Annotated in this window: 14 protein-coding genes; 5 read left to right on the top strand and 9 right to left on the bottom strand. The window is 68.2% G+C overall.

From position 1 onward, the window contains the following. Positions 1–31: 31 nt before the first annotated feature. The 6 genes from CEG14_RS07160 to CEG14_RS07135 form a co-directional block, all read right to left on the bottom strand. Positions 32–1918 (bottom strand): dipeptide ABC transporter ATP-binding protein, encoded by a 1887-nt coding sequence (locus tag CEG14_RS07160; RefSeq protein WP_094825664.1) that lies wholly within the window; start codon positions 1916–1918, stop codon positions 32–34. A gap of 46 nt (positions 1919–1964) precedes the next feature. Further along, positions 1965–2945: an isoaspartyl peptidase/L-asparaginase family protein gene (locus tag CEG14_RS07155; protein ID WP_094825663.1), complete on the bottom strand. Its 981-nt coding sequence runs from the start codon at positions 2943–2945 to the stop codon at positions 1965–1967. Then, positions 2942–3826 (bottom strand): MurR/RpiR family transcriptional regulator, encoded by an 885-nt coding sequence (locus CEG14_RS07150; RefSeq protein WP_094825662.1) that lies wholly within the window; start codon positions 3824–3826, stop codon positions 2942–2944. The genes CEG14_RS07155 and CEG14_RS07150 overlap by 4 nt, the downstream gene beginning before the upstream one ends. Before the next feature lie 344 nt (positions 3827–4170). Continuing rightward, a complete protein-coding gene (locus CEG14_RS07145; RefSeq protein ID WP_094825661.1) occupies positions 4171–4824 on the bottom strand; it encodes a CoA transferase subunit B in 654 nt (217 codons plus the stop codon). Between the two features lie 12 nt (positions 4825–4836). Then, a complete protein-coding gene (locus CEG14_RS07140; protein WP_094825660.1) occupies positions 4837–5535 on the bottom strand; it encodes a CoA transferase subunit A in 699 nt (232 codons plus the stop codon). A 107-nt stretch (positions 5536–5642) separates the two neighbouring features. Next, on the bottom strand, positions 5643–6095 hold the full coding sequence (locus CEG14_RS07135; RefSeq protein ID WP_094825659.1) for an acyl-CoA thioesterase: 453 nt from the start codon (positions 6093–6095) through the stop codon (positions 5643–5645). A gap of 105 nt (positions 6096–6200) precedes the next feature. On the opposite strand from CEG14_RS07135, the gene CEG14_RS07130 reads away from it, so the two are divergent. From CEG14_RS07130 to CEG14_RS07110, 5 genes are all read left to right on the top strand, one after another. Beyond that, positions 6201–7847: an electron transfer flavoprotein-ubiquinone oxidoreductase gene (locus tag CEG14_RS07130; RefSeq protein WP_176461403.1), complete on the top strand. Its 1647-nt coding sequence runs from the start codon at positions 6201–6203 to the stop codon at positions 7845–7847. A gap of 93 nt (positions 7848–7940) precedes the next feature. Continuing rightward, positions 7941–8789, top strand: coding sequence for an NAD-dependent epimerase/dehydratase family protein (locus CEG14_RS07125; protein WP_094825657.1), 849 nt, complete (start codon positions 7941–7943; stop codon positions 8787–8789). Between the two features lie 105 nt (positions 8790–8894). After that, the gene (locus CEG14_RS07120) at positions 8895–9239 is read left to right on the top strand and encodes an antibiotic biosynthesis monooxygenase family protein (RefSeq protein ID WP_094825656.1); all 345 of its coding nucleotides are present in this window, start codon (positions 8895–8897) and stop codon (positions 9237–9239) included. Positions 9240–9342: 103 nt separating this feature from the next. Further along, entirely contained in the window at positions 9343–10233 is an 891-nt protein-coding gene (locus CEG14_RS07115) for a GntR family transcriptional regulator (protein ID WP_094825655.1), read from the top strand. Positions 10234–10356: 123 nt separating this feature from the next. Continuing rightward, a complete protein-coding gene (locus CEG14_RS07110; protein WP_094825654.1) occupies positions 10357–11673 on the top strand; it encodes an aspartate aminotransferase family protein in 1317 nt (438 codons plus the stop codon). Positions 11674–11715: 42 nt separating this feature from the next. Here CEG14_RS07110 and ltaE read toward each other — a convergent pair whose 3' ends face one another. The 3 genes from ltaE to acs form a co-directional block, all read right to left on the bottom strand. After that, entirely contained in the window at positions 11716–12738 is a 1023-nt protein-coding gene (ltaE, locus tag CEG14_RS07105; RefSeq protein ID WP_094825922.1) for a low-specificity L-threonine aldolase, read from the bottom strand. A 44-nt stretch (positions 12739–12782) separates the two neighbouring features. Next, entirely contained in the window at positions 12783–13658 is an 876-nt protein-coding gene (locus CEG14_RS07100; protein WP_094825653.1) for a DMT family transporter, read from the bottom strand. A 111-nt stretch (positions 13659–13769) separates the two neighbouring features. After that, entirely contained in the window at positions 13770–15749 is a 1980-nt protein-coding gene (acs, locus tag CEG14_RS07095) for an acetate--CoA ligase (RefSeq protein WP_094825652.1), read from the bottom strand. Positions 15750–15936 lie beyond the last annotated feature (187 nt).

The following is a 15936-nucleotide window of genomic DNA, read 5'->3' as shown; positions in this document are numbered from 1 at the left end:
CGCTACGCTCACGACACAGCGAAAAACGATCTCAGTACGCGCCACCCACCGGGTGGCGCGCCACGAAGTGATCCGGGCCGACCTGAACCAGCGGCGCGACCACGGGCTCGTCGTCGAGTTTGCGGATCGGGCTGGGGATCTCGTCGGACAGCAAGGCGCGCTTGAGATGACGGCGCGACGGGTCGGCGATCGGAACCGCCGACATCAGCTTCTTGGTATAGGGGTGCTGCGGGTTCTCGAAGATCGCGCGGCGCGGCCCGATCTCGACGATCTGGCCCAGGTACATCACCGCCACGCGGTGGCTGATGCGTTCGACCACGGCCATGTCGTGCGAGATGAACAGGAACGACACGCCGAGATCGCGCTGCAGGTCGATCAGCAGGTTCACGATCTGGGCCTGGATCGACACGTCGAGCGCGGACACGGATTCGTCGGCGATCACCACCTTGGGGTTCAGCGCCAGGGCGCGCGCGATGCAGATGCGCTGGCGCTGGCCGCCCGAGAACTCGTGCGGATAGCGCTGCGCCATTTCGGGCGGCAGGCCGACGCGTTCGAGCAGCTCGGCCACGCGGGCCTCGGCGGCCTTGCCGCTGGCCACGCCGTGCACCAGCAGCGGCTCCATGATGGAGAAGCCGACCGTCACGCGCGGATCGAGCGAGGCGAACGGATCCTGGAACACGAACTGGATGTCGCGGCGCAGCGACTGCAGCTCGCTGTTCTTCAGGCGCACGATGTCGCGGCCGCCGAAGCGGATCTCGCCGCCCTGGCTGTCGACCAGGCGCAGCAGCGAGCGGCCCGTGGTCGACTTGCCGCAGCCCGATTCGCCCACCAGCGAGAGCGTCTCGCCGGGGTACAGATCGAAGCTGACCTTCTCGACCGCGTGCACGCGGCGCTGGACGCGGCCCAGGATGCCGCCGCGCAGATCGAAACGGGTGATGAGGTTGCGCACGCTCAGGATCGGATCCTTCTGCTCGCGCGGCACTTCCTGGGTGCTGTCGGCGCCGGCCTCGGCCACCGGCTGGGCCCGGCCCTCGACCTGCAGCAGCGGGAAACGCGCGGGCAGGTCGGTGCCGGTCATGGCGCCCAGGCGCGGCACGGCGGACAGCAGCGCCTTGGTGTAGCTGTGCTGGGGCGCCTCGAACACCTGTTCGGACGGGCCTTCCTCGACCTTGTCGCCGCGGAACATCACCAGCACGCGATCGGCCACCTCGGCCACCACGCCCATGTCGTGGGTGATGAACACCACGCCCATGTGCATCTCTTCCTGGAGCTGACGGATCAGCTGCAGGATCTGCGCCTGGATGGTCACGTCGAGCGCCGTGGTGGGCTCGTCGGCGATCAGCAGCGCCGGCTTGCAGGCCAGCGCCATCGCGATCATCACGCGCTGGCGCATGCCGCCCGACAGCTGGTGCGGATAGCGGTCCAGCACCGACCTGGCCTCGGGGATGCGCACCTGTTCCAGCATGCGCAGGGCCTCGGCGCGCGCCGCGGCGGCGTCCTTCTTCTGGTGCAGGCGGATGGTCTCGGCGATCTGGTCACCGGCGGTGAACACCGGGTTCAGCGAGGTCATCGGCTCCTGGAAGATCATGGCCATGTCGGCGCCGCGCACGTCGCGCATGGCGCGTTGCGAGGCGTTGACCAGATCGATCACATTGCCGTTGCGCCGGCGCAGACTCATCGAACCCTGGGCGATGCGGCCACCGCCGTGCTCGACCAGGCGCATCAGCGCCAGCGAGGTCACGGACTTGCCCGAACCCGATTCGCCCACGATGGCCAGGGTCTCGCCCCGGTCGACGTGGAACGACAGATTGCGCACGGCTTCCACCGTGCGCTCCGAGGTCACGAAGCGCACCGTCAGGTCATCGACCTGGACCACGCGGTTATCCGGCAGGGCCAGGGGCTTTGCGCGATCAACCATATTCAATTCATTCCTAGTGCTTGCGGGGCGCGCAGCGCGCGCCGTGTCATCGGTAAATGGCAACGTCGGGCTGCTGGCCAACACGGCCAAAACCCCGGTACATGCCTTCGGTGTTGAAGGGCAACGCCACGTTGCCCTGTGCGTCGACGGCCACCAGGCCGCCCTTGCCCTCGATGGTGGGCAGCTTTTCCATCACGACGCGATCGGCGGCCTGCTGCAGGCTGGCGCCGGTGTATTCCATCAGGGCGGAGATGTCGTAGGCCGCCACCATGCGGATGAACATCTCGCCGGTGCCGGTGGTGGACACCGCGCAGGTGCGGTTGTTGGCGTAGGTGCCGGCGCCGATCAGCGGCGCGTCGCCGACGCGGCCGACCTGCTTGTTGGTGATGCCGCCGGTCGAGGTGGCCGCGGCCAGGTTGCCCTGGGCGTCGAGCGCCACCGCGCCCACCGTGCCGAACTTCTTGTCGCTGTCGAGCGGATCGGCCGGCGCGGGCTGGCCGCGGGCCACCAGTGCCTGGCCGTCGTGATCGAGCACGGCGGCGTCGGGGTTCTCGCGTTGCACGCGCAACAATTGCTCGCGGCGCGCCTCGGTCGAGAAGTACGACGGGTCGACGATGTCCAGGCCCTGTTCGGCGGCGTAGGTCTCGGCGCCCTCGCCCACGAAGAACACGTGCTTGCTGTTCTCCATGACCTTGCGCGCGGCCAGCACCGGATTGCGCACGTTGCTGACGTTGGCGATGGCGCCCGAGCGCAGCGTGGCGCCGTCCATGATGGCGGCGTCGAGCTCATGCGTCGCGGCGCTGGTGAACACGGCCCCGTGGCCGGCGTTGAACAGCGGGCAGTCTTCGAGCAGGCGCACCGCTTCGGTCACGGCGTCGAGCGCCGAGCCGCCATCGGCCAGCACCCGCTGGCCGGCGGCCACGATGCGGCGCAGCGCGTCCAGATATTCCTGTTCCTTCTCGGGCGACATCGCGGCGCGCGCCATCGCGCCGGCGCCACCGTGGATCGCGATCACGGGGGTAATCATCGTTTTCCTGCTCCTGCTACACCATGGATAAGCCAGGGCATGACCGACTGGGTCACGCCAGCGGCGGCTTCGATTGAGTCTTTAGCGCGATGCGCGACCGCGGCCGACAGGCCCTCGATCAGGCCCAGCGCGCCGGTTTCGGAATTCGACAGCAACTGACGGCTCGAATGCGCGTACAGCGCCACCGTGGCGCACGGCGCCAGCGGCGAGGTCGGCTTGTCGGTCAGCACCAGCACCGGCACGCCCGCGCTCTGGGCGGCGCGCGCCAGCGTCACCGTGTCGGCCAGGTAGCGCGGAAAGCCGATCGCGATCACGAGGTCGCGGCTGGTCATGCGCGACATCTGGCGCGCGGCATGCGACACGCCACCCGGCCCGGCAAGCGACTCGCAGGAGTGCAGATGCATGCACAGCCCGCGTTGCAGCATGCCGGCCAGGAAGCCGCTCGCGCCGAAACCGATGATGAACACGCGCTCCGCGCCCAGCACGGCCTGCACCGCGCGCTCACAGGCGGCCGCGTCGAGCGACTGCAGGGTGCGCTGCGCGTTGCGGATGTCTTCCTCGAGCGTGGCGGCGAAGATCTGCACCGCGCTGGCCGAATGGGCCAGCTCCACGCGCAGCTTCTCCACCGGCTCCAGCGCCGACTCGAAGCCGCGCGCCAGCTCGGCGCGGAACTGCGGGTAACCCGGCAGGTCGAGCGCCCGCGCGAAGCGGTTGGCGCTCGCCACCGACACGCCCGCCGCACCGGCGAACTCGTCGATCGTCATGGTCGCGACGCGGAACTGGTGCGCCAGCACGTATTCCGCCATCCGGTGCTGGGTGCGGCTGAACGTAGGCTGGGCGCGCGCGATGCGTTCGGCGATCGGAGTGGCGGCCTGGGTCATGGAGGGGCGGGAGTGGGCGTGCGGCGGAGGCGTTGGGAGAGGACGGATCGTGCGGGTGCCGGAGATGCGAAGGCGGCCTCGGCGGCCCCCTTTATGTAAATTTGTTTACCGGCGAATTTTAAGTAAGAAAATAAATTTTCATATTTAGGGAATACCCTTGCGGCCATTCTGGTGCATGGGCCTCGCTCCTGGGAGACGCCCCATCACGGTGCATCGTGCACCGGGGCGAACGTCCACTTGACGGACGATTTTCAGGGGCGTGGGCCGCCCACAAGCGCAAAAAAACCCCGCAGGGCGACGCCGTGCGGGGTTTTCATGCCGGCGCGAGGCCGGCCGACGGAGGTTCAGCTGACGGCGGAGACGTCGAGCTTGGCGCCGGTCTTGGCCTGGATCTCATCGACCGTGACGCCGGGCGCCACTTCGATCAGCTTCAGGCCCGCTTCGGTGACTTCGAGCACGCCCAGATCGGTGATGATCAGGTTGACCACGCCCACGCCGGTGAGCGGCAGCGTGCATTCGGGCAGCAGCTTGATGTCTTCGGTGCCGTCTTTCTTCTTGGCGATGTGTTCCATCAGCACGACCACGCGGCCGACACCGGCGACGAGATCCATCGCGCCGCCCATGCCCTTGACCATCTTGCCCGGGATCATCCAGTTGGCCAGGTCGCCCTTCTCCGACACCTGCATCGCGCCCAGGATGGCGAGGTTGATCTTGCCGCCGCGGATCATCGCGAACGAGTCGGCGGACGAGAAGATCGACGAGCCCGGCAGCGTGGTGACCGTCTGCTTGCCGGCGTTGATCAGGTCGGCATCGACCTCTTCCTCGGTGGGGAACGGGCCGATGCCGAGCAGGCCGTTTTCGGATTGCAGCCAGACCTCGACACCCTTGGGCACGTGGTTGGCGACCAGGGTCGGCAGGCCGATGCCCAGGTTCACATAAAAGCCGTCTTGCAGCTCGCGCGCCGCACGCGCAGCCATTTCATCGCGGGACCATGCCATGACTGTTCTCCTTTAGGCCGGGCGAGTGGTGCGTTGTTCGATGCGCTTCTCGGGATTCGTGTTGAGCACGATCCGGTGCACATAGATGCCGGGCAGGTGGACCTGATCGGGGTCCAGCGTGCCGGTATCAACGATCTTCTCGACCTCGACCACGGTGATCTTGCCGGCCATGGCGACGTTGGGATTGAAGTTGCGGGCGGTCTTGCGGAACACCAGGTTGCCGCTGCGGTCGGCGATGTGCGCCTTGACCAGCGACACGTCGGGCGTGAGCGCGCGTTCCATCACATATTGATGGCCGTCGAACTCGCGGATTTCCTTGCCGTCGGCGACGATGGTGCCCACGCCGGTGCGGGTGAAGAAGGCCGGGATGCCGGCGCCGCCGGCGCGCAGCTTCTCGGCCAGCGTGCCCTGCGGCGTGAACTCGAGCTCGAGTTCGCCCGACAGGTACTGGCGTTCGAATTCCTTGTTTTCGCCCACGTACGAGGCAATCATCTTGCGCACCTGGCGCGTGTTGAGCAGCTGGCCCAGGCCGAAACCGTCGACCCCGGCGTTATTGCTGATGCAGGTGAGGTCTTTCACGCCCGAATCGCGCAGCGCGGCAATCAGCGCCTCGGGAATGCCGCAAAGGCCGAAGCCGCCCACGGCGATCATCTGGCCGTTCTTGACGATGCCTGCGAGCGCCTCCTGGGCGCTTGCATATACCTTGTCCATCGCTCCAACTCCTGGTTGATATAGAGAATCAAACTGGCGGGAGGCCCTGACGACGATACGCCGCGCCCCCTTCGATATTCTTTTGTGCTTTGCAGCGATTCTACCGGCTAGCGTGATTGCTGCAAGCGCAGTTGGTCCGCCAGGCGCGCCAGCACCTCGGGCGGCCAGGGCGCCGAGCGGTTTGCCACGTAGTCCATCCAGACCAGCACGTTGCGGCCGCGCGCATACGGGCCGCCATCGTCGCCGACCTTCTCGAGCGTGAGCTCGAGCTCCATGCTGGAGCGGCCCATCTTGCTCACGGTATGCGTGACGCGCACCGTGGCCGGATAGGTGAGCGGACGCAGGAAATCGCACGAGGCGTGCGCCAGGATCGGCCCTTGCTCAGCCGGCAGCGTGAGCCCCGAGTCATAGAGGATGCGCATGCGCGCCTCTTCCATCAGGCGGAAGTAAAGGGTGTTGTTCAGATGGTTGAGGGCGTCGGAATCGCCCCAGCGCAGCGGCAGATCGATTTGATGCACGGCGCCCACTTCAAGCGTGGCCGCCGGTTCTGTAGGGTTCACTCACCGGACTCCTGTAATCACGGGCATGCAGCCTGAGTGCAGGCTGCAATACAATCATTGATAATACCGCCTGCCAGAGCAGGACACATAGAGGGGATTTTCGTAATGTCTGAACGCGAGTCGATGGAATACGACGTGGTGGTGGTCGGCGGCGGTCCCGCCGGTCTCGCCACTGCCATCCGCCTGAAACAGCTTGCCGCCGAAAAGAATCAGGAAATCGGCGTGTGTGTATTGGAAAAAGGCGCCGCCATCGGCGCGCACATCCTGTCGGGCGCGGTCATGGACCCCAGCGCACTGACCGAGCTGATTCCCGACTGGAAGGAAAAAGGCGCGCCGCTGAACGTGCCGGTCACGCAGGATAAGTTCCTGTTCCTGAGCCCCACCGGCGCGCGCAGCACGCCCGAATGGCTGCTGCCCGACTGTTTCCACAACAAGGGCAACTACATCGTGCGCCTGGGTGACGTGGCGCAGTGGCTGGGCGAGCAGGCCGAGGCCCTCGGCGTGGACATCTTCCCGGGCTTTGCCGCCGCCGAAGTGCTCTACGACGAAGCGGGCGCCGTCCGTGGCGTGGCCACCGGCGACATGGGCGTGGCCCGCGACGGCTCGCACACCGACCATTACCAGCCCGGCATGGAACTGCTGGCGCGCTACACCATCTTCGCCGAAGGTTCGCGCGGCCAGCTGGGCCGCCAGCTGATCGAACGCTTCAAGCTCGACGAGGGCCGCAACGCCCAGAGCTACGGCATCGGCATCAAGGAAATGTGGGAAGTCGATCCGGCGCAATCGCGTCCCGGCCTGGTGGTGCACACCGCCGGCTGGCCGCTGGATGCCGACACCTACGGCGGTTCGTTCCTCTATCACCTCGACAACAACATCGTGGTGGTCGGCCTGATCGTGGGCCTGGACTACGCCAATCCGTGGCTCTCGCCGTTCGAGGAATTCCAGCGCTACAAGACCCACCCCGCCATCCGCGGCACCTTCGAAGGCGGCAAGCGCATTGCCTACGGCGCCCGCGCGATCACCGCGGGCGGCCTGCTGGCGCTGCCCAAGCTCACCTTCCCGGGCGGCGCGATGGTCGGCTGTGAGGCCGGCTTCCTGAACGCCTCGCGCATTAAGGGCAGCCATGCCGCGATCAAGTCGGGCATGATGGCCGCCGAAGCCGCGTTCGAGGCCGTCGTCGCCGATCGCCGCCAGGATGAGCTCTCCGCCTACCCGGCCGCCTTCGAGAAGTCGTGGCTGCACGCCGAGCTCGATCGCGCGCGCAACTTCAAGCAGTGGTTCAAGAAGGGCCGCACGGTGGCCGTGCTCATGACCGGCATCGAACAGAAGCTGCTCAAGGGCAAGATGCCCTGGTCGCTGCGCAACAACAAGCCCGATCACGCCTGTCTGCAACCCGCTTCGCAGTGCGCACGCATCGACTATCCGAAGCCCGACGGCAAGCTCACGTTCGACCGCCTGAGTTCGGTGTTCATCTCCAACACCAACCACGAAGAGAACGAGCCGGTCCACCTCACGCTCAAGGATCCCGAGATCCCGGTGACGGTGAACCTGGCCACCTACGGTGGCCCCGAGGCGCGTTACTGTCCGGCCGGCGTGTACGAGTTCATCAAGGACGACCACGGCGCCGATCGCCTGCAGATCAACGCGCAGAACTGCGTGCACTGCAAGACCTGCGACATCAAGGATCCGCGCCAGAACATCGTCTGGGTCGCCCCGCAAGGTGGCGAAGGTCCGGTCTACAACGGCATGTGACGGACGGCGCGCGCCCGCGACGGCGCGCACCGCCCCGCCTGCCACGACGCCTGCCGGATCGCCTCCGGCAGGCGTTTTCAATGGGAGCGATACATGACTGAGCGCATCTTGCTGGCCGGCTGCGGCGACCTGGGCATGCGCGCCGCGCAACGCCTGCTGGCGCGCGGCGACGAGGTCTGGGCCCTGCGCCGCTCGCCGCCGGCCGACGGCCCGGCCGGGCTGCGCTGGATCGCCGCCGACCTGGCCGATCCCGCCTCCCTCGCGCAATTGCCGGCCGGCATCACCCGCGTCGCCTACCTGCCCACGCCGGGCGGACGCGAGCCGCAGCGCTACCGCGCGGTGTTCCTCGACGGCCTGGCCAACCTGATGGCCGCGCTCGATCACGCGGCGCTGGCGCGCTTCGTGTTCGTGTCGTCGTCGGCCGTCTATGGCGAGCACCATGGCGACTGGATCGACGAAACCACGCCGCCGGCGCCCCAGGGCTTCAATGGCGAAATCCTGCTGCAGGCCGAAACCTGGTTGCGGGCGCAACCGGTGAGCAGCGTGTCGCTGCGGCTGGCCGGCCTGTACGGGCCGGGCCGCGTACAGCTGCTCGAGCGGTTGCGCGCGGGCAAGGCTGCGGCGCCGCGCACGCCGCCGCACTGGGCCAACCGCATCCACATCGACGACGCGGCCGCAGCGGTCGCGCACCTGCTGCACCTGCCCGAAGCCGAGGCCTGCTACGTCGGCGCCGACGACACGCCGCTGCCGCTCGACGTGCTGTACGCCGACCTGGCGCGCATGCTGGGCGCACCGGCGCCCGCCGAGGGCCCCGCGCCGGCGGCGGTGGGCAGCAAGCGCCTGCGCAACGCGCGGCTGCGCCGCTGCGGCCTGGCGCTGGCCTGGCCGGATTCGCGCGAAGGCTACCGCGCGCTGATCGACGCCGCACGCACCGGCGACTGAGCCGCAGGCCACGCTTCGGCCTGCGCCGAAGCGTGCCGCCTCGCGCCCGCCGATACTTTCCGCCAGGCGCCACCGAGCGGCGCCGCTTTCCGTCCGGAGCGCCCCATGATTGCCGTCATCTTCGAAGTCACGCCTGCCGAAGGCCAGCGCGACACCTACCTCGACATCGCCGCCACGCTGGTGCCGCGCCTGCGCCAGATGGACGGTTTCCTCTCCGTCGAACGTTTCCAGAGCCTGAGCACGCCGGGCAAGATCCTGTCGCTCTCGTTCTGGCGCGACGAGGCCGCCGTGCAGGCCTGGCGCAACCTCGATGAACACCGCGCGGCCCAGGCCAGCGGCCGCGCCGGCGTGTTCGCCGACTACCGGCTGCGCATCGCCGGCGTGATCCGCGACTACGGCATGCAGGAACGTGCCCAGGCGCCCGCCGACAGCCGGGCCGCCCATGCTTGATTGATTTTTTCTTTATAAAAAGACAATTTCGGCACCAAAAACTGCGCCGCGGCAGCCAGGCTCCGCTACCATAGCGCCTGCCCCTGACCGCGACCGCCTGCCGATGTCCGCTCCTTCCACCGCCCTGCCCCGCCCCACGCCCCTGCAGGTCGACCTGGCCCGCCGCCTGGCGCACGACATCGCCGCCGGCCGCTATCCGCAGGGCTCGCACCTGTCCGAACAGGCGCTGTGCGCGCACTATCAGGTGTCGCGCACGCCCATCCGCGCCGCGCTGCGGCTGGTGGCGCAGCAGGGCCTGATCGCCCATCGCCCCAACAGCGGCTACACGGTGGCCAATGCGGGCACGCCCGACGCCGCGGCGCTGGCCGGCCACGCCGCCGGCCCGACCCAGGACGAACTCTGTCGCCGCGTGGTCGAGGACCGCGCCGCGCGTGCCCTGCCCGACACTTTCTCCGAGCGCGACCTGATCGCGCGCTACGGCGCTGCGCGCAGCGTGGTGGCCAAGGCGCTGGTGCAGCTGTCGGCCGATGGCCTGGTGGAAAAGCGCAAGGGCCATGGCTGGCAATTCGCGCCCTCGCTGGCCAACGCGCAGGCGCTGGCAGAGAGCTACCGCTTCCGCATGACGGTGGAGTGCGCCGGCCTGCTCGAGCCCACCTTCCAGGCCGACCCGCAGGCGCTCGCCCGCATGCGCGCCGCGCACGAGGCCGTGCTCGCGGGCGAGGTCGACATGCCCGCGCACGCCTTCTTCGACCTGAACGCCTCGTTCCACGAGCTGCTGGCGCGCTTTTCCGGCAACCGCTACATCCTGCAGGCGGTGCAGCAGCAGAACCAGCTGCGCCGCCTCGAAGAGCACCGCGCCTACTACCACGCGGCGCGCTCGGTCGACTCCAGCCGCGAACACCTGCAGATCCTGGCCGCCATCGAAAGCGGCGACCAGGAATGGGCCGCGCAACTCATGCGCCAGCACCTGAAGACCTCGCTGCAACTCTCCTGATCCGTCACGGCCAGCCGGCCGCTCGGCATGCGGCCGTGCCTTTGCACGTCTACTCACCGATTGTATTTTTTGATTTATTAATACAAAATGGCGCCATCGCAAACCCGTTAGCAGGAATGCCCGATGACGCCTCAACTCCCCAACCCCGACGCCTACTGGCTGCCCTTCACCTCGAACCGGCGCTTCAAGCGCAATCCGGTGGTGTTCAGCGGCGCGCAGGACATGTATTACTTCCGGCCGGACGGCAGCGAAGTGCTCGACGGCATTGCCGGGCTCTGGTGCGTGAATGCCGGGCATGGCCGGCCCGAGATCGTGCGCGCCATCTCGCAGACGGCCGCCGACCTGGACTACGCGGCCTCCTTCCAGATGAGCCACCCGCTGGCGTTCCGCTTTGCCGATGCGCTGATCGACGTGGCCCCGCAGGGCTTCTCGCAGGTGTTCTTCTCGAACTCGGGCTCGGAGGCGGTCGACACCGCCCTGAAGATCGCGCTGGGCTACCACCGCGCCCGCGGCGACGCGCAGCGCGTGCGCCTGATCGGCCGCGAGCGCGCCTATCACGGCGTGGGCTTCGGCGGCCTGTCGGTCTCGGGCATCGCCGGGCATCGCAAGGCCTACGGCAATCTGCTGCCCTTCGTCGACCACCTGCCCCACACCTATGACCGCGAGAAGATGGCCTACACCCGCGGCCAGCCCGAATGGGGCGCGCACCTGGCCGATGCGCTCGAGCGCATCGTAGCGCTGCACGATGCCTCGACCATCGCGGCCGTCATCGTGGAACCCGTTGCGGGCTCAACCGGTGTGCTGGTGCCGCCGCGCGGCTATCTGCAGCGCCTGCGCGAGATCTGCGACCGGCACGGCATCCTGCTGATCTTCGACGAGGTGATCTGCGGCTTCGGCCGCATCGATGGCGCCTATTCGGCCAGCCACTTCGGCGTGATGCCCGACATCATCACCAGCGCCAAGGGCCTCACCAACGGCGCCATTCCGATGGGCGCCACGCTGGTGCGCGAGTCGGTCTACGAGGCCTTCATGCAGGGGCCGGACAGCGCCATCGAATTCGCCCACGGCTACACCTACTCGGGCCATCCCCTGGCCTGCGCCGCCGGCCTGGCCACGCTGGAGATCGCCGCACGCGAGGGGCTGTTCGAGCGGGCGCGCGAGCTGGCGCCGCTGTGGGAGGACGCGGCCCACTCGCTCAAGGGTCTGCCGCACGTGGTGGACGTGCGCAACATCGGCCTGCTTGCCGCCATCGAGCTGGCGCCCGAGGACGGCAAGCCGGGCCAGCGCGGCTTCGCCGTGCACCAGGCCTGCCTGGAGCGCGACTGCCTGATCCGCTCGGCGGGCGACACCATGCTGCTGTCGCCGCCGCTCATCATCGAGCCGGACCAGATCGCCCGCCTGTTCAGCACGCTGGGCGACGTGCTGCGCGGCCTGCCCTGAGTCCGCCGCGCGCCGTCCGCGGGCCGCGGGCCGGGCCGAGCCTCAGTGCGCGGCCGTGGCGCAGTAGTCGGCCACCGCGCGCACCACGCGGCGCACGTCTTCGGTGCTGATGTCGAGGTGCGTCACCAGGCGGGTCGGCCCGCCATAGACCGCACGCATCTTGATGCCCTGGCCGTCGAGCGCGGCGGTCAGGCCTTCGCAGCGCGCCGGCTCGAACTCGGCGAACACCATGTTGGTCTGCTGCGAGATCACGCGCACGCCGGCGATGGCGCCCAGGCCTTCGGCCAGCAGTTTGGCGTTGGCGTGGTCATCGGCCAGCCGCGCCACGTTGTGTTCGAGCGCGTACAGGCAGGCCGCGGCCAGCATGCCGGACTGGCGCAGGCCGCCGCCCACCACCTTGCGCCAACGGCGCGCCTGCGCGATCAGCGCTCGGCTGCCCACCAGCACCGAGCCCACCGGCGCGCCCAGGCCCTTGGAGAAGCAGATCGAGACGCTGTCGAAGGGCTCGCACAGAGTGCGCAGGTCCAGGCCGGTGGCGGCGGCCGCGTTGAACACGCGGGCGCCGTCCAGATGGACGCCCAGGCCGTGCTCGCGCGCGAACGCGCTGGCGCGCAGGATGTAGTCTTGCGGAATCACCTTGCCGTGGAAGGTGTTCTCGAGCGCGAGCAGGCGCGTGCGCGCGTAGTGCGGATCGTCTAGCGGCTTGATCGCGGCGGCCAGCTTCTCGATCGGCAGCGAGCCGTCGGCGGCGTGTTCGATGGGCTGCGGCTGGATGCTGCCCAGCACCGCGGCGCCGCCGCCTTCGTATTTGTAGGTGTGGGCGAGCTGGCCCACCAGGTATTCATCGCCACGGCCGCAATGCGCCATCAGGCCGACCAGGTTGCTCTGCGTGCCCGAGGGGCAATAGAGCCCGGCCTCCTTGCCGGCGCGCTCGGCCAGCACGGCCTCGAGCTCGCGCGTGGTCGGGTCGTCGCCCATCACGTCGTCGCCCACCGGCGCCCGCATCATGGCCTCGCGCATCCCCTCGGAGGGGCGGGTCACGGTATCACTGCGCAAATCGATCATCATCGTTCCTTCTCAAACCCGTTGCCGGACAACATCAGAAAATCTCAGGACCGCGCGGCGCGGCTCACCACCAGAATACCGCCCAGGATCAGCGCCATGCCGGACAGCTCGGCGCCGTTGGGCTGCTCGTGCAGGATCAGCCAGGCCAGCAGCATCGCCACCACCGGCACGCCCAGGCTGGACAGACCGGCCACCGAGGCCGGCAGGCGCCGCACCACGGCCAGCCACAGCAGCCAGGCCAGCGCCGACGCGATCAGCACGATATAGGTCATGCCGGTCCAGAGCTGCCAGCCCCAGCGGGCCTCGATCTGCGGCACCAGCAGCGCGATGGGCGTGATCGCCAGCCCGCCGATCAGCATCTGCCAGGCGGTGAAGGTGATGATGTCGGGGCGGTGCCGCTCGAACATGCGCTTGGAAAACACCGTGCCCAGGCCCCAGCACAGGCCGCTCGCCACGCCCAGCACGACGGGGCCGATGTCGCCCACGCCGGCCCAGGGCTCGACGAAGCAGATCAGGCCGAGCGCGGCCAGCGCGATGCCGGCCCAATGGCGCCAGGTCGGGCGTTCGCCCAGCAGCAGCCAGGCAAACAGCACTACCCAGAACGGCATGGTGTAGGCCATCAGCGAGACCTTGCCCACGCCCCCGGTCACCAGCGCGGTCTGCACGAAGCCCTGGAACGACGCGGTCTGGGTCAGGCCCACCGCGACGGTCAGCTTCCAGGGCGGCATCGCGAGCGGCCGGCCGGTGAAGACCAACACGGCGAACAGCACGGCGGCGCCGCTCAGGTAGCGCACCACCACGAAGTCATAGGGGCCGATGTAGGGCACCACCAGCTTCATGGCGATCCAGCTGCCGGCCCATACCAGGACCGTGCCCAGCATCAACAACACCCCGGTACGGTCGAAACCCGCGCGACTCACGGCCCACTCCTGGCGACGAAAAAAAAACCTGCACGGAACAGCCCGTGCAGGTTTGCCATTATGCGCCTGTCGCGGTACGCCAGCCGAACACGGCGGCGCGACAGGTTGCGTTCACAACGATTTCGACAACTGGTCCAGGATCGCGGGGTTTTCCAGCGTGGACACGTCCTGCGTGACCTCTTCGCCCTTGGCCACCACGCGCAGCAGGCGGCGCATGATCTTGCCCGAGCGGGTCTTGGGCAGGTTGTCGCCGAAGCGGATGTCCTTGGGCTTGGCGATGGGGCCGATTTCCTTGGCGACGTGGTCGCGCAGCAGCTTGGCGATCTGTTGCGCCTCCTCGCCTTCCGGACGCGCGCGCTTGAGCACCACGAATGCCACCACGGCTTCGCCGGTGGTGTCGTCGGGACGGCCCACCACGGCGGCCTCGGCCACCAGCTCGTGCGCCACCAGCGCCGACTCGACCTCCATCGTGCCCAGGCGGTGGCCGGACACGTTGAGCACGTCGTCGATGCGGCCCATGATCCAGAAGTAGCCGTCGGCGTCGCGCTGCGCGCCGTCGCCGGCGAGGTAATAGCCGCGCAGCTCGGGCGGGAAGTAGCTCTTCTTGAAGCGCTCGGGATCGCCCCAGATGGTGCGGATCATCGAGGGCCACGGCTTCTTGATGACGAGGAAGCCGCCGTTGCCCTGCTCCACGTCGGCACCGGTCTCGTCGACGATGGCCGCGGCGATGCCCGGCAGCGGCAGCGTGCACGAACCCGGCTTGAGCGGGGTCGCGCCCGGCAGCGGCGTGATCATGTGGCCGCCGGTCTCGGTCTGCCACCAGGTGTCCACGATCGGGCAGCGCTCGCGGCCGACGTTCTTGTGATACCAGATCCACGCCTCGGGATTGATGGGCTCGCCCACCGTGCCGATGATGCGCAGCGAATCCAGATCGTAGTTTTTCGGGTGGGTGGTCGGGGTGGCTTCCGCGGCCTTGATGAGCGAACGGATGGCGGTGGGCGCGGTATAGAACACCGACACCTTGTGGCGCGCGATCATGTCCCAGAAGCGGCCGGCGTCGGGATAGGTGGGCACGCCCTCGAACACGACCTGCGTCAGGCCGGCGGCCAGCGGGCCGTAGGTGATGTAGGTGTGGCCGGTGATCCAGCCCACGTCGGCCGTGCACCAGTAGACGTCGTCGGCGCGCGCGTCGAAGGTCCACTTCACGGTCAGCAGCGACCACAGCAGATAGCCGGCCGACGCATGCTGCACGCCCTTGGGCTTGCCGGTCGAACCGGAGGTGTAGAGGATGAAGAGCGGATGCTCGGCATTGACCGGCACCGGCTCGCAGGTGTCGGGCTGGTCGGCCTCGACATCGTGCATCCAGAGGTCGCGGCCTTCCTTCCAGGCCACCTTGCCGCCGGTGCGGCGATACACCACGACCTTGGTGACGGCATCGCAGCCGCCCATGGCGAAGGCTTCTTCGATGGCGGGCTTGAGCGGAATGGTCTTGCCGCCGCGCACCTGCTCATCGGCCGTGATGACCAGCGAGGCGCCGACGTCGACGATGCGTTCCTGGAGGCTCTTGGCGGAGAAGCCGCCGAACACCACCGAGTGCGTCACGCCCAGGCGCGCGCAGGCCTGCATGGCCACCACCGCCTCGATCGACATGGGCATGTAGATGATGGCGCGGTCGCCCTTCTTGTAGCCCAGCGCCTTCAGGCCGTTGGCGAAGCGGCACACGCGCGCCAGCAGCTCGCGATAGCTGACCTTCACGGACTTGCCGTCGTCGGACTCGAAGATGATGGCGGTCTTGTCGGCGTTGCCGTTCGTGAGGTGCACGTCGAGGCAGTTGGCCGAGACATTGAGCTCGCCGTCGCCGAACCAGCGGTAGAACGGCGCGTCGGACTCGTCGAGCACCTGGGTGAAGGGTTTGGTCCATTGCAGGTTCTCGCGCGCATGGCGCGTCCAGAACCCGTCGAAATCCTGCTCGGCTTCCTGGCAGAGCGCGCGGTAGGCGTCCATCCCGGAAATGGCAGCGCCCTTCACGGCCGCTTCCGGCGGCGGGAAGACGCGGGTTTCGACCAGGACGGATTGGATGGCATTCGACATGGTTTTGTCTCCGAATAGTGATTTTGGTGCTGCCGTTTTTGCCGACACGCAACCGTATCGCCATGCTCTTACTGGCACCTTACGCTCGAAGCGGGGGAAGCGTCGCAGAATCGGTGCCGCATGGTGAGCCAAGTTCTAGGATAGCAGCCATGGATAACGCCCGCTTGAACGGCGCGGGCCCGCCTGG

It is taken from the genome of Bordetella genomosp. 1, from assembly GCF_002261335.1.
Taxonomy (GTDB): Bacteria; Pseudomonadota; Gammaproteobacteria; order Burkholderiales; family Burkholderiaceae_B; genus Bordetella.
This window is presented reverse-complemented; position numbering and strand designations above follow the sequence as displayed.

Coding starts and splice junctions, on each gene's coding strand:
- CEG14_RS07150 (WP_094825662.1), bottom strand. CDS start 3,826: ATGACCCAGGCCGCCACTCCGATCGCCGAACGCATCGCGCGCGCCCAG.
- ltaE (WP_094825922.1), bottom strand. CDS start 12,738: ATGATCGATTTGCGCAGTGATACCGTGACCCGCCCCTCCGAGGGGATG.
- CEG14_RS07160 (WP_094825664.1), bottom strand. CDS start 1,918: ATGGTTGATCGCGCAAAGCCCCTGGCCCTGCCGGATAACCGCGTGGTC.
- CEG14_RS07125 (WP_094825657.1), top strand. CDS start 7,941: ATGACTGAGCGCATCTTGCTGGCCGGCTGCGGCGACCTGGGCATGCGC.
- acs (WP_094825652.1), bottom strand. CDS start 15,749: ATGTCGAATGCCATCCAATCCGTCCTGGTCGAAACCCGCGTCTTCCCG.
- CEG14_RS07115 (WP_094825655.1), top strand. CDS start 9,343: ATGTCCGCTCCTTCCACCGCCCTGCCCCGCCCCACGCCCCTGCAGGTC.
- CEG14_RS07130 (WP_176461403.1), top strand. CDS start 6,201: ATGTCTGAACGCGAGTCGATGGAATACGACGTGGTGGTGGTCGGCGGC.
- CEG14_RS07155 (WP_094825663.1), bottom strand. CDS start 2,945: ATGATTACCCCCGTGATCGCGATCCACGGTGGCGCCGGCGCGATGGCG.
- CEG14_RS07120 (WP_094825656.1), top strand. CDS start 8,895: ATGATTGCCGTCATCTTCGAAGTCACGCCTGCCGAAGGCCAGCGCGAC.
- CEG14_RS07140 (WP_094825660.1), bottom strand. CDS start 5,535: ATGGACAAGGTATATGCAAGCGCCCAGGAGGCGCTCGCAGGCATCGTC.
- CEG14_RS07110 (WP_094825654.1), top strand. CDS start 10,357: ATGACGCCTCAACTCCCCAACCCCGACGCCTACTGGCTGCCCTTCACC.
- CEG14_RS07145 (WP_094825661.1), bottom strand. CDS start 4,824: ATGGCATGGTCCCGCGATGAAATGGCTGCGCGTGCGGCGCGCGAGCTG.